An 18,449-nucleotide genomic window follows, 5' to 3' on the forward strand; every position below is an offset into this window, starting at 1 on the left:
GCGAGGAGAAAAGACGTGGAAAAAAAATTAGAAGCCTTACTTGAAGAAAAATTTCAAAAAAATTTAGATAACTGTACTAAGGAGGAGCTCTTTGAGGCGCTGCTCATATTTACCAGGGAAGCAGCAGAAAAACTCCCTGCCAATACAGGAAATAAGAAATTATATTATATTTCCGCAGAGTTTCTGATTGGCAAGCTTTTATCAAATAATCTGATTAATCTTGGATTATATGAAGAGGCGGAACAGATATTGAAGAAACATGGATATGAATTATGCGATATAGAAGAACTGGAACAGGAACCCTCTCTTGGAAACGGGGGACTGGGAAGACTGGCTGCCTGTTTTCTGGATTCCATTGCTACCCTGGGGCTGCCGGGGGACGGTATTGGTCTGAATTACCATTTCGGACTGTTTCGGCAGAAATTCCGGAATCATAAGCAGAAAGAGGTGAAGAATCCCTGGATTACAAAAGAAAGCTGGCTTATGCGGCAGCCGGAAAGCTTTCAAGTGCAGTTTAAAGACTTTGAAGTGGAATCTGTATTGTATGATATTGCTGTTCCGGGATATGAATCCGGGTGTGGAAGACTGCATCTGTTTGACGTGAAATCTGTGGATGAAAGTATTGTTTCTGAGGACAGTATTGATTTTGACAAAGAGGAAATCCGTAAAAATCTTACCCTGTTTCTGTACCCGGATGATTCGGATGATGCAGGCCGTAAACTGCGTATTTATCAGCAGTACTTTATGGTAAGCAGCGGCGCACAGCTGATTTTGCGGGAATGCGAGCAGAAGGGATATGATTTGCATAAACTTCACGAACATGTAGTGATTCAGATTAATGACACACATCCGTCTATGGTGATTCCTGAATTGATTCGTCTGCTTAAAGAGAGAGGATTTTCCATGGATGAGGCCATTGATACGGTAAGCAGAACCTGTGCGTATACCAACCATACAATTCTGGCAGAAGCGCTGGAAAAATGGCCTATGGAGTATCTGGAGGAAGTAGTTCCGCACCTGGTACCGGTGATTCAGGAATTGGACAAAAGAGTAAGAAGCAGGTATGAAGACGAATCGGTATATATCATAGACAAAGACGAAAGAGTGCATATGGCACACATGGATATTCACTATGGATTTTCTGTCAATGGTGTGGCAGCCCTTCATACAGAAATCCTGAAAGAATCCGAATTAAAGAATTTTTACGATATTTATCCTGAAAAGTTTAACAATAAGACGAATGGTATTACCTTCCGCCGCTGGCTTCTTCACTGCAATAGACAGCTTAGCGCTTACTTGGAAACTCTGATTGGGAGCGGGTTCAAAAAAGATGCTGCTGAACTGGAAAAGCTTTTGGCCTTCAAAGGCGATGAAAATGTATTGCAGAAGCTGGCTGAAATTAAGCTGGAGAAAAAACTGGAATTCAAGAAATTTATGAAGGAAACACAGGATATAGAGTTAGATGAAAATTCCATTATCGATGTGCAGGTGAAACGTCTTCATGAATATAAACGGCAGCAGATGAATGCCTTGTATGCGATTTACAAATATCTGGATATCAAAGCCGGGAATAAGCCGAAGCGTCCGATTACCATGATTTTCGGAGCAAAAGCAGCGCCAGCTTATGTGATTGCAAAGGATATTATTCATTTGATTCTGTGTCTGCAGGAGCTCATTGAGAAGGATCCGGATGTGCGTCCGTATTTCCGTGTGCTGATGATTGAAAATTATAATGTTTCCAAAGCGGCAAAGGTAATTCCAGCAGCTGATATTTCAGAACAGATTTCCCTGGCGTCAAAAGAAGCTTCCGGTACAGGAAATATGAAATTTATGCTGAACGGTGCGCTGACTTTGGGAACGGAAGATGGTGCAAATGTAGAAATCAGAGACCTGGTGGGAGAAGAAAATATTTACATTTTTGGTAAAAAACCACAGGAGGTCATTGACTTATATGCCAGTGAGGGATACTGTGCAAAGGATATTTACGGCCAGGATAAGATGATTCATACACTGGTAGATTTTATTACAGGCGATGAACTGTTGGAAATCGGAGATGAAAAGAGTCTTACTCGTCTTCATAAAGAACTGGTTGGAAAAGACTGGTTTATGACACTTCTGGATACCAGAGAATATATCCGGACGAAAGAACAGGTATATGCAGACTACGAAAATCAGAAGGAATGGAATGAGAAGGTGCTGATGAATATTGCAAAGGCGGGATTTTTCTCTTCAGACAGGACGATTAAACAGTACAATGAAGAAATCTGGCATTTAAAATAAGCAGCAGAAAATGCATGAGAGGTGACAGAAGATGAAAAAGAAGCACTGGAAGCGCATAGGAATTGCAGCAGTTGTATTGCTTTTCCTCATTTATCTGGCAGCAGCTAATTTTCTGGTGAGTGCGGCTCTGGTGCCATCGACCATGGAGAAACTGGACGCTTTTTCCAGAATCACAGAAGACAGCATGGAAGCGTTGGTACAGACGGATGATATAGAACAGCAAAAAGAGAAGGCTTGGGAAGAAACTGAAAAATGGGCGGAAAGTGCCAGAGGAGAGAAAGTGACGAAAACTTCCGAAGATGGTTATAAGCTGGTTGCACAGGAAATTTATGCTTCTTCGGACAGTCATCAATGGGCATTGATTCTCCATGGGTATACAGGCTGGAAAGAGGAGATGTACCCTTTCGCAGCCTGGTACAACCAAAATGATTTTCATGTACTGATGCCGGACATGAGGTGTCAGGGGGAGAGTGAAGGGGATTTTATCGGAATGGGATGGACAGACAGAAAAGATAATCTGATGTGGATACAGTATATTCTGGAAAAAGACCCATCAGCGGAAATTGTCATTCACGGGCAGTCCATGGGAGCAGCCGCCGCTCTGATGCTTACAGGAGAAAAGTCCCTGCCGGATAACGTAAAGGCGGTGATTTCCGACTGCGCCTATACGGATGCGTATGAAATGTTCCGCCAGAAGATGAAAGAGTGGTTTCATCTTCCTGCCTTTCCTCTGCTGGACACAGCAAATCTCATGCTTCAGCTTCGCGGAGGTTATGATTTAAAGAAAGCGTCTGCCCTTGAGGCAGTAAAGAAAAGCCACGTCCCCACTCTGTTCATTCACGGAGATGAGGATAAGATGATAGACGTTGGCATGGCAAAGCAGCTTTATGAAGCGGCTGCCTGCACCAAAGAACTTTTGATCGTGGAAGGTGCAGGACATGCCCAGTCCCAGGATAAGGACCCGGAGACCTATTATGGAACCATTCAGGCTTTTCTGCAGAGAAATACACCGGCTTCTTTTGTTATGAAAAATCCCGAAGAAGTTTTTTTCGATACATAAGAACGGAATTCCTTATAGCGGTCCAGCAGATATTGGTTCTGGTTTCCGTGACAGGAGAGAATATATTCAATAATAGGCTCCGGTGTATCCACAAAGAGGCTGTCTTCATATAAATGCCATTGAATTTCCTGGAAATAAGGGGACAGGAGGGCAGCGCCGTTTTCTTTTCCGAATTTTTCATAGAGTTTTTCTGCAGACAGAATAATACGGCTGTCAAACTCCTGTACAAGCTGGCTGATTTCTGCCATGTGATTCATTCCGTAGGCACTGCACAGAAAGCGTCCCTGAGGTTTTAAAACTCTGGACACTTCTCTGCAGACCTGGGGAATGTCACAGTAAAATAGTACATGATTGGCAATTACAAGGTCGAACTGCTCATCTGGATAGGGAATTTTATGGCAGTCAAAAGCCCGGAAAGAAAAGCGGGAATCCTTTGTGCCGATTTCTCTCTGAGTATCGCGCAGCATTCCCCGGGAAATATCAGAAAGAGTGATGGAAATAGGATTGGGAATCCGGGCGAGACTTTCTTTCCACAGGGCACCGCTTCCACATCCGATTTCCAGAATGTTCATATTTTCAGTGATTTCACACTGCTCAAACAGCCAGGGAAACCATCCCTGTTTGTTTTTGGAATAAAGGCTGTGAAGATGAATTCTGGCAGAAATATTGCTGGAATTTTGATACTGGCTTTTCATACTTTTTTCCATATTAGTAAGATGAATCAGATTCAGCATATGACTCCAGTTGACAGCATGGTTGCTGCGGATTTCTTCTGTGGTATCCTGTATGGCTTTTTCCACCATTTGAAGCTGTTCTATACGGTCTTTAATCAGCTTTTGCTGCAGGTTCAGAGAATTCAGCATAAAATGATAATCCGTATCGTTAATGGTCATTTCTTTAATATCATCAAGAGAAAATCCCAGATATTTTAACAGTAAAATCTGCTGCAGGCGGGCGAAGTCCCGGTCAGTATAAAAACGGGAACCAGAGGAAGACACATAAGAGGGTTTCAATATATTCTGTTTATCATAAAAACGCACAGTCCGGACAGAGATGTTTGCCATTTTGGCAAACTGACCGGAGGTATAGTAGCCGGGAAGCTTCATTGAGAGTTCCTCCATTTCTTACTTATCGTAAATATTATAATAAAAAACAGGGGAAAAGGGAAACTTTTTTGTACGGTATGAAAAAAATAAGAAAATAAAAAAGAAAATCTTAAAAAACAGAAGGAAATCTGGTATAATTAAATGAAAAGTGTAAAAAAAAAGAACGATTGTACAAAGGAGTTTGTTATGGCAAAATATTTTGGAACAGACGGTTTCCGAGGAGAAGCGAATGTGGACTTAACTGTAAATCATGCATATCAGATTGGACGCTTTCTGGGCTGGTATTATGGCAGAAAAAAGCAGCCGGATGAAAAGTGCAGGATATTGATAGGAAAAGATACCAGACTGTCCTCCTACATGTTTGAATATGCATTGGCATCCGGAATTACTGCTTCAGGGGCAGATGCGTGTTTGCTGCATGTAACAACGACTCCTTCTGTGGCTTATGTTGTCAGAACCGAAGATTTTGACTGTGGAGTGATGATTTCTGCAAGTCATAATCCGTATTATGACAATGGTATCAAGCTGATTAACGCGGCTGGTGAGAAGATGGACGAGGAAACTCTTCTGAAAGTGGAAGCTTATATGGATGGTATTTCCGGTGAGATTCCTTTTGCATATAAAGAAAAAATCGGCTGCACTGTGGACTATTCCCAAGGACGCAGCAAATATATGAATTATCTGATTTCCCTTGCTGTGAAATCTTACAGCGGAAAGAAAGTAGGGCTGGATTGTGCAAATGGAAGTGCCTGGATGCTGGCTAAGCAGGTATTCGATGCTTTGGGCGCTGAGACTTATGTGATAAATAATCATCCCGACGGAAATAATATCAATGAAAACTGCGGGTCTACTCATATAGAAGAACTGCAGAAATTCGTAATAGAGAATCATTTAGATGTGGGATTTGCTTTTGACGGAGATGCAGATCGCTGTCTTGCTGTGGATGAAAACGGTAAGCTGGTGGATGGAGACGCCATTATCTATATTTATGGCCGTTATCTCAAAGAAAGAGGGAAGCTGACAGGAAATAAAGTCGTTACTACGGTTATGTCTAATTTCGGTCTTTATAAGGCTTTGGATGAGATTGACGTGGCATATGAAAAAACAGCAGTAGGAGATAAGTATGTATATGAAAGTATGTCAGACAACGGATACCGCATTGGCGGCGAACAGTCCGGACATATTATCTTCCGTAAATATGCGACTACCGGAGACGGAATTCTCACAGCAATCAAGCTGATGGAGGTTATGCTGGCCAAAGACCAGACGCTTTCTCAGCTGGCAGCGCCCATGAAGGTATATCCCCAGGTGCTGGTAAATGTGAGAGTAAAAAATAAGAAAGCAGCGCAGGAAGACCCGGCTGTACAGGCAGCGGTGAAAGCAGCAGAAGAAAAGCTGGGAGACAGCGGAAGAATCCTGGTGCGGGAAAGCGGCACAGAGCCGGTTATCCGCGTTATGGCAGAGGCAGCAGAAAAAGCAGAATGTGAAAGGCATGTGCAGGAAATCGTAGACGTTATTATAAAACAGGGACATCAGGAGGCATAAAATATGTGTGGAATCGTTGGATATGTGGGAAAGGAAAATGCAGCGTCTATTTTAATAGACGGACTTTCAAAACTGGAATACAGGGGCTATGACTCTGCCGGTATTGCAGTGCTGGATGACAGTCAGGAGAACAAAGAAATCGAAGTTATCAAAGCGAAAGGCCGTTTGCAGGCTCTTCGTGAAATGACGGATAATGGAAGAGCAGTAAAGGGCTGCTGCGGAATCGGCCATACCCGGTGGGCAACTCATGGAGAACCCTCTGTGGTGAATGCACACCCTCATGTATCAAAAGACAGAAAAATTGCAGTGGTACACAATGGCATTATTGAAAATTACAAGGAAATCAAAGAATATTTGCAGAAAAAGGGATATGAATTTCTATCTGAGACAGATACAGAAGTCATTGCACATCTGCTGGATTACTATTACAAAGGAAATCCCCTGGAAGCCATCACAAAAGTGCTGGGAAGGGTGAGAGGTTCTTATGCCCTGGGAATTCTGTTTCAGGAAAATCCGGGTGTGATGTATGCAGTGAGAAAAGACAGTCCTCTGATTATCGGAAAATCTGCCCAGGGAAATTTTATTGCGTCGGATGTTCCTGCAATTTTGAAGTATACAAAGACGGTATGTTATATTGATGACAGAGAAATTGCAGAAATTACAGCAGACAGCATTCGTTTTTATGATGTAGACCAGGAAGAACTGCAGAAAGAATTCAAAACTGTAGAGTGGGACGCGAAAGCGGCTGAAAAAGAAGGGTTTGAACACTTTATGCTGAAGGAAATCTACGAACAGCCAAAAGCAGTGGCAGATACCATCAGCCCCAGAATTAAAAATGGGAAAATTGTGATTGATGAACTGGAAATGACAGATGAGGATATTAAGAATGTGAGCCGTATTCAGATGGTGGCCTGCGGTTCTGCTTATCATGTGTGTGTATGCGCGAAGTATGTGCTGGAGGAATTGGCTCAGATTCCGGTAGATGTGGACTTGGCGTCTGAATTCCGGTATAGAAATCCGCTTCTGACAGAAAACACTCTGGTCATTGTGGTGAGCCAGTCCGGTGAGACGGCAGATTCTCTGGCGGCTTTAAGAGAATCTAAGAAAAAAGGTTATAAGGTACTGGGAATTGTAAATGTAGTGGGAAGTTCTATTGCCAGAGAAGCGGACAGTGTGTTCTATACCTGGGCAGGGCCGGAGATTTCCGTGGCAACAACGAAAGCCTACAGCACACAGTTGGCAGCGGTATATCTGATTGGTCTGCTTTTCGGAAAAGTGAGAGGCACGATTAAGGACAAAGAATATAAAGAGTATATTCAGGAATTGGGAAAACTTCCCGAGAAAATTCAGCGGATTCTGGATGAAAAGGAAAGAATTCAGTGGCTGGCAAATAAATATTCCCATGCAAGAGATGTATTTTTCATCGGAAGAGGATTGGACTATGCCATTTCTCTGGAGGGTTCTTTGAAACTGAAGGAAATTTCCTATATCCATTCTGAGGCTTATGCAGCAGGAGAATTGAAACACGGTACGATTTCGCTTATTGAAGAAGGCGTTCTGGTCATTGGAGCAGCTACACAGCCTGCATTATTTGAAAAGGAAATCAGCAATCTGGTAGAGGTGCGCAGTCGTGGAGCGTCAGTATTGGGATTGACTTCTTACGGAAATTATACAATGGAAGATATTGCGGATTTTACCGTGTATGTGCCTAAAACAAAAGACACTTTTACCACCAGTCTGGCGGTGATTCCTCTGCAGCTTTTGGCGTATTATATCTCAGTGGCCAAGGGACTGGATGTGGATAAGCCCAGAAATCTGGCAAAAAGTGTGACAGTAGAATAAGGGAAAATGCAAAAGATGTCGGACAGAAAAGGGCTGTAAGCGCTGTGTCCGGCATCTTTTCTCAATGGAGCCGCATTGACTTGTATAGGATATTTTGCTAGAATGATTCTGCACAAATGATGATTCCGAAAGAAAGGTGCTGGTATGAATTATATTGTTTTGGACTTAGAGTGGAATCAATGTCCTTATGGAAAGGGAAGAGAGAATAAGAAACTGCCTTTTGAAATTATCGAGATAGGTGCGGTGAAACTGAATGAAAAGCGGGAAATTGTAGATTCTTTTCAGCAGATTGTAAAACCCTGTGTTTATCGAAAGCTGCATTTTCGCACAAAAGAGATTTTGGATATTGATGTAGCAACACTGGAAAAGGGTATGCCTTTTGCCAAAGCGGCAAAGCAGTTTATGAAATGGTGCGGATCTGACGTGAAATTTTGTACATGGGGATGTTCGGATTTGGTTGAATTGCAGCGCAATCTGAAGTATTACCGAATGATAAATCTTTTAAAAGGACCTGTTTTCTATTATGATGTGCAGAAATTGTTTGGATTGTTTTACGAAGGAGAAAAAACTTCCAGGTCTCTGGAATATGCCATAGATTTCCTGTGTATGGGAAAAGAGGGGGAATTTCACAGAGCACTGAATGATGCCTATTACACTGCCGAAATCCTGCAGAAGATTCCCGAAGCTTTTGTACAGGAACATTATTCTATTGACTGCTATCAGAACCCCAAAGCCAGAGGCGAAGAAATTTATCGGGTTTTTGAAAATTATTCTAAGTATATTTCCAGAGAGTTTTATTCAAAAGAAGAAGCGATGGAGGACCGGGAAGTAACGAAAACAAAGTGCTTTCTCTGTGGTCAGACAGCCAGAAAGAAAATACGCTGGTTTTCCCTGAATCCCAAATCCCATCTCTGCCTGGCTTATTGTCCGGAGCATGGGTACTTTAAAGGAAAGGCCAGGATAAAAAAGACAGATGAGGGGAAATATTATGTGGTCAGGACTCTGAAACAGATAGAGGAAGAAGAGGCGGATTTGATTCGGCAGAAAAAGGAAGAGCTGCGGAAGAAGAGACGGCTCAAGAGACACAGTGAAAAGGCGCAGGGTGAGGAAGCAGGAACACCTGTAAAAAAGACGGGAAAGAAAAGGAAAAAGAGAGCATAGACTTTAGGGGGAAGAACTTCTTATTAATTTTATTACCTGCCTGAACAATTTCTTTACGCCGTTATATTACTCTAATGATATTCAGGTGTTATCTGTTGCTATTGTACAGCTTCCTCTGAGAGATAATATGTATGGAGTGCCGTGGGAGCTGGTCAGTGCTATGGGGTGGATTATATTGCTTCCAATTATTATTTTTGTGGCAATTTTTGAGAAACAGATTATGGATGGAATTATGGCAGGCGGTGTAAAGGCTTAGAGCAGGAAAAGCAGACAGGAGGAGAATAAGATGAACTATGATTTAGGAGGAAGCCTGGGAACTCTGGCATTGGCGAAGCACAGAAAAAGCCGTGCCATTAATGCAGAGAATCCTACAGGAGAAAAAGGCAAAGGGGGAATGGCGGCGAGCCCCCTGGGACCATCAAGGAAAGGAAGCCCGTGCCTGCGGGATATACCAAGCGGCGAGACTGTGACATTGGCAGAAATCGAAGGGCCGGGAACCATCAATCATATATGGATTACTGTGACTAATAAAACTACAGAAGCGGACTGCTTTGTTTTAAGGGATTTAGTGCTGCGTATGTATTGGGATGATGAAGAGGAACCCTCTGTGGAAAGCCCTCTGGGAGATTTTTTCTGCTGTGGCTTTGGCAGGGAGTGTATTGTAAATTCACTTCCTATTGCGGCAGTTCCAAGCAGGGGACTGAACAGTTATTTTCAAATGCCGTTTAAAAAGAAAGCAAGAATTACATTGGAAAATCAGCATGTGAATCCGATACCGGCATTTTTCTACCAGATAGATTACTGCCTTTGGGATGACCCTTTACCAGAAGATATTGCTTATTTTCATGCACAGTGGAGAAGACAAAAAATTACGGAGCTTCAAAAAGATTATGTGATTTTGGATAATGTGAGAGGAAAAGGTCATTATGTGGGAACTTATATGGCCTTGACAACATTAGAACGCTACTGGTGGGGCGAAGGAGAAATGAAGTTTTATATTGATGGGGATGAGGAATACCCTACGATATGCGGAACAGGAACAGAGGATTACTTTGGTGGTTCCTGGAGTTTTGCAAAACAGGTGGACGGCAAAACCGTGGAGCAGAACTATTGTACGCCTTATATGGGATATCCCTATTATTCTTCTCATGATGAGGTGATTCACAACGATTATCACAATGATGACTGTATGCCTATGCGGGGATTTTAACGTTGGCATATTCAGGATCCTATTTGTTTTGAAGAAAATTTGAAGGTAACCATTCAGCAGATTGGTGTGGGGTACAGAGGACTTTTTGAGCGTCAGGATGATGTGGCAAGCGTGGCATACTGGTATCAGGCGGAGCCTCATAAGGGTTTTGCTCCCCTGATGGAAAAGGAGGACCGGTGGCCCAGATAAGGAGAGAGGTTTTTGAAAAGACGGGTGTTGGGTTTTGTAATTGGGGTTTGTATTTTGGGTATTACGGGTTGTATGGCAGAGGAACAGGAAAAAGAGAAAGCTCTGAAAGAATCGAGGGAGGCTGATTTGACGATTATGCATATTGATGCAGAAAATCCGGAATTTCAGAAATTTATCCAGCGGGCAGAAAAAGAACTACAGATGGAAATAGAGGTACTTTCCTGCCCAGAGAATGCAGATAACCGCCATGCAAAAATTTCCACTATTTTGGCAGCAGGAGAGGCTTCTGTGGATATTTTTACAGTAAATGACGAAATGGTAAGTGAATTCAAACATAAGCAGTATCTTTATGTACAGCGGAGCCATGGACACCTTTCAAAGAGCAGGAGCATATGGAAAAGAGCAGATTCAGGTTGTACCGCTGCCTCAGTTTACAAGGCAGGCCACGAATATTGCTGCCTGGCAGTATGTTCTGAACCGTTCTTCAAAAAGACAGGACAATGCGGTAAAATTTTTGCAGTATGCAGCCAGCCGTGAAGGTAGTATTGCATACTCAGAATGTATGAGCAGACTGCCCGCCAGAATAGATATTATTTGCGAAGAAGAATTAGATGTTCCTGGATTTGAGGGGCTGAGAGACTATGTGGAAAACGTAGAATTAAAGGAAAGACCTTTGTCAGCCAATACGATGGAGGATATTACAGCTATGGGAAATCTTTTTCAAAAGTATATTACGGATGAAATATCTCAGGAAGATTTTTGCAAAAAGGCCCAGCAAATTACCGATGGCTTTTTCTAAAGCCGCCCGCCTTTTACTCGGCACGCCCGTTTTTACAAGGGCAATTCTATTAACATCTTCTTTGAGGTTCGTTACACTTGTGAGTATAATGAATAAAGGGAGGTCTTGTATGTCAAAGTACGCAGGAACAAAAACAGAAAAGAATCTTATGGAAGCTTTTGCAGGTGAGTCACAGGCACGCAATAAATATACATATTATGCCTCAGCTGCCAGAAAAGCAGGATTTGTGCAGATGGCAAATCTCTTTGAAGAGACTGCAAACCAGGAAAAAGAACATGCAAAAATGTGGTTTAAGGAATTTCACGGAATTCATAATCCGGAAGAGAATCTGAAAGATGCTGCCGAAGGTGAACATGAAGAATGGACAAGCATGTACAAACGTATGGCAGAAGAAGCCAGAGAAGAAGGCTTCGCTGAACTTGCGGAAAAATTTGAATTAGTTGCTGAAATCGAAGCTGCCCACGAGAAACGGTATCTCAAGTTGTTGGATTCTCTGAAAAAGGGAGAAACATTTAAGGGAGAAGCGCCGTTGGGATGGAAATGCAATAACTGCGGATATATTCACATGGGAGATGAAGCACCGGAAGTATGTCCTGCATGTGTACACCCGCAGGCATATTTTGAGAGAAAGACAGAAAATTATTAAAAATGAAATGAAAAAAGCGCTGCAGCATGAAACGTGTACCAGGATATTATATATACTGCCTTTATGAAAGATGCGATGCTCTCTTTTAGGTGAAAAGTACCGATAAAGGAAAACAACGATGGTTCTTGCTTTTTTTTCAAATTTGTGGTAAATTCAAACCCTGTAGCAAGAGGGCGGGGCTGGGAGAGAAACAGTCCCTTTGAGATAAAAGGAGCAAGCATGTCAATCATTATCGACGTTTGTCTGGACGCAGTTCTGGACACAGTAAAACTCATTCCCTTCCTGTTTCTTACGTATTTTATTATGGAATACCTGGAACACAGGACAAAAGCAGCAACGCAGCAGATGGTGCAGAAAGCCGGCAGATTCGGACCGCTTATCGGAGGTGTGCTGGGCGCATTTCCACAGTGTGGTTTTTCGGCGGCAGCTTCCGGTTTCTACGCAGGAGGGGTCATCTCTGTAGGAACGCTTCTGGCCATTTTTCTTTCAACTTCAGATGAAATGCTGCCTATTTTCATTTCGGAATCCGTGGCAGCGGGGACAATTTTTAAGATTCTGGGGCTAAAAGTGGTTATTGGAGCCGTTTCCGGTTTTGCCATTGATTTTCTCTGGAGAGTTGGCAGCAGAAAACGGGCCCAATACAGAGAACATCACCATAAACATCACGAACATCACGAAAAAGGCATTCATGAACTGTGTGAACATGAGCATTGCCACTGTGAAGAAGGAAGTATTTTAAAATCTGCATTGATACACACACTGCAGATAACCGTTTTTATTTTCCTGGTGTCTGCGGCCATTGGTTTTTTGGTGGAAGCGGTAGGACAGGAGCGAATCGGCAGTTTCATTGTCAATCAGCCGGTGCTGGGTGTTTTTCTGGCTGCACTGATTGGCATGATTCCAAACTGCGCGGCGTCTGTCATTATTACGCAGATGTATCTGAGTGGTATTCTGGGAGCGGGGCAGATGATGGCAGGACTTCTGGCAGGAGCGGGAGTCGGTATTCTGGTACTCTGCAGGACCAATAAAGGCGCCAAAGAGAATCTGGGTATTATAGGGATTTTATATGGTGTCAGCGTGTTGTGGGGAATCTTATTTGAATTTGCAGGTATTGTATTATAAAAGGAAATAAAAAGGTGGAAAGAGCCGTTTTGCAGAAAACTGTTGAAAGTTTTTTTGACAGGGATTTGCAGAGCGGCTTTTTCCTGTTTTGGACTGCGGAGAAAAAATAAATTGCCAGGTGGTTGACAATTGTAAAAATGGATGTTATATTACAAATAGAACAAAAATTCCATAAGAATGACTTTCAAAGGACGTAAGGTTCTCAGGGCATGTCTTATGTTTTTATAGATTGTAAAGGCAACAAGCAGGGGAAAAGTTAGAAGGTGGTAAAATTGAAGACAAAGAGAGATTGTTATGAGATTCTTGGATTGAGCAAAAACGCTACGGCAAATGAAATAAAAAAAGCATACAGAAAGCTGGCAAAAAAATATCATCCCGATACCAATGCAGGAAATGCACAGGCGGAAGAGCGGTTTAAAGAAGTGACAGAAGCCTACGGAATTTTAAGTGACGAAGAGAAGAAGAGGCTGTATGACCAGTTCGGCTATGCAGCCTTTGACGGCAGCAATCCGGGAGCAGAGGGACAAAATACCCGGCAGGGCGGTTATCGGGAATACCATTTTACAGGAGAGGATATGGGGGATATTTTCCAGGATATTTTCGGAAACGAGTTCCATGGAGACGCATCTTTTGGCGGACCGTTTACGGACGGATTTGGACGAGGTGGATTTAGCCGCCGGGGCGCTGATTTGCATGCAGATGTGACGATTACTTTTGATGAGGCGGCATTTGGCTGTAAAAAGATATTCCGTCTGCAGGACGAACATTCAGGACAGCCTCAGAATCTGCAGGTGCGGATACCGGCAGGCATTGCATCAGGCAAATACGTTCGTCTGAAAGGAAAAGGCTATCCGGGTACCCGAGGCGGGCAGCCGGGAGATTTGCTTTTGAAGGTTCAGGTACAGGATAAGCCGGGGTTTGAACGGAAGGGTATGGATGTGTACACGACTGTAAAAGTGCCTTTTACCACTGCTGTTCTGGGCGGTGAAGTTCCGGTCAGTACCATTTATGGAAATGTGCTTTGCAAAATCCGGGAGGGCACACAGTCAGGAACAAAAATCCGTCTGCGGGGGAAAGGAATCGTATCTATGAAGGATTCATCCGTCCATGGTGATCAGTATACCACTGTGGAAATCCAGGTGCCCAGAAATATCAGCCGGGAAGCAAGGCAAAAACTGAAAGAATTTGAACAGGCATGTAAAGGAAAAGGAAGCGGTTCCGGCAGCGCCGCATGAGTTTCGCACTCGTTGTACCAGACACTGCAGAAGAAAGAATAGGCTGTCGCGTGCGACAGCCTATTCGTCATCTGTGATTAATTTCTGAAATCAAATAAGTCTTTTACCGGAACATCTAAGGCATCTGCAATGTCAAATAAACTTTCCAGAGAAATAGAAGTTTTCACCTGAGGCGCTTCGATGTTGCTGATATGCGTTCTGCTCAGCCCTACATTCTGGGCAAGGTCAGCCTGAGTCAGCCCTTTTAATTTTCGATAATAAGAAATAGTCAGTCCGAGTTCCCGGAACTGCCGGATTCTCTTTTCGTTCATATTTGTGTTCTCCTTGTCTTCTGTAAAGTATAGCATTGACAGGGATACACAAAAACAAACTAAAAATATGCAAATAATAATTATAATATTGCAAAAATGAAATCCAATTTGAAATATGCACTGTTAAATTGTGGAAGAGAGATACTCATCGGCCATACGGCACATCTTTTCCAGACTGAATACATGCACATGGTTTCCGGATATGGTTTCAAATCCACTGACAAAGTCGGATTTGGAGAACAGATAATACCACTGTTCTTCATCAGGGAAAAGACTGGCATGCTTCTGCAAGTCATAAAGCGCGTCAACGTCCAGCCAGTCTTCTGTCCAGAAGCAGGCGCCCAGCATAATGTTGTCTCTGGAATAGGCGGCAATGGAAATGTATTCTGTTCTCTTCTTGGTGGGATGCTGTCCCCACCAGCGGCCAATGCGCTGCATAGGAAATGGTGTGCGTCCGGCCTTTTCTTCCAGTTCCAGAAAATCACAGCAGATATCCGGAAACACCCGGATAGTGTAATCTTCCAAAAGAGGAACGATTTGCTTTTCAAATACCTGTGCGCCTTCGCCCACTTCGATTTCGGAAAGATACGGCAGTACACAGGTATACCAGAAGCGGAAAATGCCGTCGCTAATCAGATAGAGGGCCCGGCGGCTGCCTTGATTTTCTGTGACCGGAACAATGCGGCTGACCAGATTGCGGGAAGCCAGAGAGGAAAGCAGACTTCCGGCTGCACTGGGGGTCAGATTCGTATAGTCACAGATTTCCTGCAGCTTTTTGGTTTCCGTGCCTATAGCTGAAAGGATGGCGCGCATAACAGAGGAGGCGGAATAATATTCTCTGGTGCGGGCTTCCACAAGCCGGTAAAAAATCCCGTCTGCAGTGAAAAACAATTCCCGGAGTTTTTCCCGCACACAGCAGTCAGCAGGAAAATACTGCAGATAAGCCGGAACGCCGCCTGTAATGCTGTAAAGCAGAATCTGTTCTTCAAACTTCATCTGAGGATATTGTCTGCGCATTTCAAAGAATGAAAAAGGCTCAAGGAGGAAAGAGGCAGATTCTCTGGGGCTTTCTTTTTCATATAAGGAGGCCGGCTTGCACAAAAGTACAAAAAGCCGGGATTTTGGATCCGCCCGTTGTATCAGCGAACTCAGCATAGTAGGAAAACGCCGGTTTGCGGCAGTCCAGTTGACGAAGTCATCCAGAATCAGAACCACAGGTTCACGGACAGAGTCTTTGGAAAGCAGTTTGAAAATATCTCCAAATTTTTTTGTGTTTTCATAAGAAGTACCCAGTCTGCGGATGCAAAGCTGTTTGAAAAGAGAAAAAATCTCCTCAAAAGGAAGGGCAGGGGCTTTAAAATACAGCACGGTTCTCTCCTGTGAAAACTCCTGCAGCAGTCGGCTTTTGCCCATTCCGGGATGGGAATAGAGGGAAACCGCCTGAGTAATCTGGGTATCATATAATTGTGTTAAACTGGAAAGTAGTTGGCCTTTATCTATAAACATGATTTCTCCTTCGTTTGTATTACCATTTTTTATTATTTTAGAGTGAGTTTTGCAGAAAGTCAAAAGATTTTGGCAGGTTTTTTATAGAAAGTTTAGATTTGATTCTATATTCTTTAGAGGAAAAGAGAAAAAACTATGCTATAATATACATAAGTAGGATTTAGAATAACTTTGGCGGAGAGGCAATAGTCATGAAATTAAAAACAAGAATCATCATTTCTTTCTTTATCATTGTGCTGGAACCCCTTCTTTTTACAGGGCTGGCCTTCTGGGCATTTTCTCAGTATCAGTTTAAAGTAATTGAAAAACAGTATGGCATTGAAAATCCCACTTACCAGAGTTTATCGAATACAGCAGAGCTTGTAAATAATCTGACAAATGAACAGGCACAGGTAATTCAGAAGGTGGCGGATACAGAACCGGAAAAATTTGAAAATATTCAATATCTGACTGAACTGAACAAAGAGCTGCAGAGTATGTATTCGTATCTTCTGGTATGCGAGGATGACAGAATTATTTATTATGGGTGCGAGGATTACCCTTCAGAGCTTGTAAAGAAGCTGGCAAAGGTACAGGAATTTACCACCAGTGCCAGCGACGGTATGTATCTGGGCGGTAAGGTACAGGCCCTTGTAAAAAGAGTGGATTTTCATACAGAAGAGGTACAGGAAGGAAATGTATTTATTGTTTCCAACATTTTAGAGACGCTTCCGCAGACAGAAGAATTATTTCGCAATATGCTGGTAACGGTGATTATTATTCTGGCAGTTACAGCGCTGGGACTGACCTGGTGGATTTACCGCGGTGTGATTTCGCCTTTGGACAAACTCCGCACTGCCACCAGAAAGATTAAGGAGGGAAATCTGGATTTTTCCGTATCTACAGAAGGTGTAAGTGAAATCGCAGAATTGTGCCAGGATTTCGAAGATATGCGCCAGCGGCTCAAGGAAAATGCCGAGGAAAAAATAGAGTTTGACCGGGAGAGTAAAGAGCTTATCAGCAATATTTCCCATGATTTAAAAACGCCTATCACAGCGGTCAAGGGCTATGTAGAGGGAATTATGGACGGCGTGGCCAACACCCCGGAGAAAATGGAGCGTTATATTAAAACGGTTTACAACAAAGCCAATGAGATGGACAGGCTGATTAATGAACTGACCTTTTATTCCAAAATGGATACCAATAAAATTCCGTATACCTTTAATAAAATTTCGGTTACAGACTTTTTTGATGACTGCGCAGAAGATTTGAAAATGGAACTGAGTTCCAAGAATGTGGAATTTTCTTATTCCAACTATGTGGAGCCGGAAGTGCTGGTCATTGCAGATGCAGAGCAGATTAAACGGGTTGTCAATAACATTGTGAGCAATTCTCTGAAATATACAGATGCAGGCAGGCAGAGGCGGATTAACCTGCGGGTAAAGGACGTGGGAGATTTCATTCAGGTGGAAATCGAGGATAACGGAAAGGGCATTGCGGCCAAAGATTTGCCTAATATTTTTGACCGTTTTTACCGTACAGATTCTTCACGAAATTCTTCCAAGGGCGGAAGCGGAATCGGGCTTTCCATTGTAAAGAAGATTATGGAGGACCATGGCGGAAAGGTCTGGGCGACAAGCAAGGAAAATATCGGAACAGTGATGTATTTTGTTCTTAGAAAATATCAGGAGGTACCAGTCAATGAGTAAGATTTTGATTATTGAAGATGAAGAGGCGATTGCAGATTTAGAGAAGGATTATCTGGAACTGAGCGGATTTGAGGTGGAAATTGAAAACCGGGGAGACGTAGGACTGAAAAGAGCTCTGGAAGAGGACTATGATTTGTTTATTCTGGATTTGATGCTGCCGCAGGTAGACGGCTTTGAAATCTGCCGGGAAATCCGAAATCAGAAAAATACGCCGGTTATCATGGTGTCTGCAAAGAAGGATGACATTGATAAAATCCGGGGTCTGGGTCTTGGAGCGGACGACTACATGACAAAACCTTTCAGCCCCAGCGAACTGGTAGCAAGGGTAAAGGCTCATCTGGCCAGATACGAAAGATTGATTGGCACCGGGGTGCAGGAAAATGATATTATTGAAATCCGTGGATTGAAGATTGACAAGACTGCCAGAAGAGTGTGGATAAACGGGGAGGAAAAAAATTTTACGACCAAAGAGTTTGATTTGCTGGCGTTTTTGGCCCAGAATCCAAACAGGGTATTTACCAAAGATGAGCTGTTTAAGGAAATCTGGGATATGGAATCTATCGGAGATATCGCAACGGTGACGGTGCATATTAAGAAGATTCGCGAGAAGATTGAATTTAATACGGCGAAACCACAGTATATCGAGACCATCTGGGGGGTGGGGTATCGGTTTAAGGTGTGAGATAAGGACTGCTGCTTTGTAAGAGTGAAGGCTTATGAAGCGGCAGTTTTATATTTTTCTGTAACGA

15 protein-coding genes and 2 pseudogenes are annotated in these 18,449 nt (G+C 43.0%); 14 read left to right on the forward strand and 3 right to left on the reverse strand.

What is annotated here, in order from left to right; translation table 11 throughout:
* The first annotated feature begins 15 nt into the window (after positions 1 to 15).
* Together WBS51_RS07845 and WBS51_RS07850 are read left to right on the forward strand one after the other, a co-directional pair.
* Complete coding sequence (locus WBS51_RS07845) at positions 16 to 2,280, forward strand: glycogen/starch/alpha-glucan phosphorylase (RefSeq protein ID WP_173749333.1); 2,265 nt, start codon at positions 16 to 18, stop codon at positions 2,278 to 2,280.
* A 31-nt stretch (positions 2,281 to 2,311) separates the two neighbouring features.
* Positions 2,312 to 3,340: an alpha/beta hydrolase gene (locus WBS51_RS07850; protein WP_294459868.1), complete on the forward strand. Its 1,029-nt coding sequence runs from the start codon at positions 2,312 to 2,314 to the stop codon at positions 3,338 to 3,340.
* Here WBS51_RS07850 and WBS51_RS07855 read toward each other — a convergent pair.
* The gene (locus WBS51_RS07855; protein ID WP_294459865.1) at positions 3,265 to 4,446 is read right to left on the reverse strand and encodes a MerR family transcriptional regulator; all 1,182 of its coding nucleotides are present in this window, start codon (positions 4,444 to 4,446) and stop codon (positions 3,265 to 3,267) included. The genes WBS51_RS07850 and WBS51_RS07855 overlap by 76 nt on opposite strands.
* Before the next feature lie 186 nt (positions 4,447 to 4,632).
* Here WBS51_RS07855 and glmM point away from each other — a divergent pair, with 186 nt between their 5' ends.
* The 10 genes and pseudogenes from glmM (at position 4,633) to WBS51_RS07905 (ending at position 14,195) form a co-directional block, all read left to right on the forward strand.
* The gene (gene glmM, locus WBS51_RS07860) at positions 4,633 to 5,991 is read left to right on the forward strand and encodes a phosphoglucosamine mutase (protein ID WP_173749330.1); all 1,359 of its coding nucleotides are present in this window, start codon (positions 4,633 to 4,635) and stop codon (positions 5,989 to 5,991) included.
* Positions 5,992 to 5,994: 3 nt separating this feature from the next.
* Positions 5,995 to 7,833 (forward strand): glutamine--fructose-6-phosphate transaminase (isomerizing), encoded by a 1,839-nt coding sequence (glmS, locus tag WBS51_RS07865; RefSeq protein ID WP_173749329.1) that lies wholly within the window; start codon positions 5,995 to 5,997, stop codon positions 7,831 to 7,833.
* A 144-nt stretch (positions 7,834 to 7,977) separates the two neighbouring features.
* Positions 7,978 to 8,994 (forward strand): 3'-5' exonuclease, encoded by a 1,017-nt coding sequence (locus WBS51_RS07870; RefSeq protein ID WP_173749328.1) that lies wholly within the window; start codon positions 7,978 to 7,980, stop codon positions 8,992 to 8,994.
* Positions 8,995 to 9,013: 19 nt separating this feature from the next.
* Positions 9,014 to 9,250 (forward strand): annotated as a pseudogene (locus WBS51_RS07875) (carbohydrate ABC transporter permease); the annotation flags it as partial.
* Between the two features lie 30 nt (positions 9,251 to 9,280).
* Positions 9,281 to 10,393, forward strand: a pseudogene (locus tag WBS51_RS07880) (glycoside hydrolase family 172 protein).
* Between the two features lie 12 nt (positions 10,394 to 10,405).
* On the forward strand, positions 10,406 to 10,930 hold the full coding sequence (locus WBS51_RS07885) for a hypothetical protein (RefSeq protein WP_291682256.1): 525 nt from the start codon (positions 10,406 to 10,408) through the stop codon (positions 10,928 to 10,930).
* Positions 10,931 to 10,955: 25 nt separating this feature from the next.
* The gene (locus tag WBS51_RS07890; protein WP_291682254.1) at positions 10,956 to 11,192 is read left to right on the forward strand and encodes a hypothetical protein; all 237 of its coding nucleotides are present in this window, start codon (positions 10,956 to 10,958) and stop codon (positions 11,190 to 11,192) included.
* Positions 11,193 to 11,301: 109 nt separating this feature from the next.
* Positions 11,302 to 11,838: a rubrerythrin gene (rbr, locus tag WBS51_RS07895; protein ID WP_291682253.1), complete on the forward strand. Its 537-nt coding sequence runs from the start codon at positions 11,302 to 11,304 to the stop codon at positions 11,836 to 11,838.
* A gap of 225 nt (positions 11,839 to 12,063) precedes the next feature.
* Positions 12,064 to 12,960 (forward strand): putative manganese transporter, encoded by an 897-nt coding sequence (locus WBS51_RS07900; protein ID WP_294459912.1) that lies wholly within the window; start codon positions 12,064 to 12,066, stop codon positions 12,958 to 12,960.
* 272 nt (positions 12,961 to 13,232) lie between these two features.
* Positions 13,233 to 14,195, forward strand: a complete 963-nt coding sequence (locus tag WBS51_RS07905) for a DnaJ C-terminal domain-containing protein (protein ID WP_173749316.1) — start codon at positions 13,233 to 13,235, stop codon at positions 14,193 to 14,195.
* Positions 14,196 to 14,272: 77 nt separating this feature from the next.
* Here the strand turns inward: WBS51_RS07905 and WBS51_RS07910 are convergent, their stop codons facing one another.
* Together WBS51_RS07910 and WBS51_RS07915 are read right to left on the reverse strand one after the other, a co-directional pair.
* Positions 14,273 to 14,506: a helix-turn-helix transcriptional regulator gene (locus WBS51_RS07910; protein WP_173749315.1), complete on the reverse strand. Its 234-nt coding sequence runs from the start codon at positions 14,504 to 14,506 to the stop codon at positions 14,273 to 14,275.
* 123 nt (positions 14,507 to 14,629) lie between these two features.
* Positions 14,630 to 16,012, reverse strand: a complete 1,383-nt coding sequence (locus tag WBS51_RS07915) for an ATP-binding protein (RefSeq protein ID WP_294459850.1) — start codon at positions 16,010 to 16,012, stop codon at positions 14,630 to 14,632.
* 191 nt (positions 16,013 to 16,203) lie between these two features.
* On the opposite strand from WBS51_RS07915, the gene WBS51_RS07920 reads away from it, so the two are divergent.
* Together WBS51_RS07920 and WBS51_RS07925 are read left to right on the forward strand one after the other, a co-directional pair.
* Positions 16,204 to 17,700, forward strand: a complete 1,497-nt coding sequence (locus tag WBS51_RS07920) for a sensor histidine kinase (protein WP_173749313.1) — start codon at positions 16,204 to 16,206, stop codon at positions 17,698 to 17,700.
* A complete protein-coding gene (locus WBS51_RS07925) occupies positions 17,693 to 18,382 on the forward strand; it encodes a response regulator transcription factor (protein WP_173749312.1) in 690 nt (229 codons plus the stop codon). Before WBS51_RS07920 ends, WBS51_RS07925 begins: the two co-directional genes overlap by 8 nt.
* Positions 18,383 to 18,449 lie beyond the last annotated feature (67 nt).

The sequence above is a fragment of the Blautia acetica genome, from assembly GCF_038739805.1.
GTDB lineage: Bacteria > Bacillota > Clostridia > Lachnospirales > Lachnospiraceae > Blautia.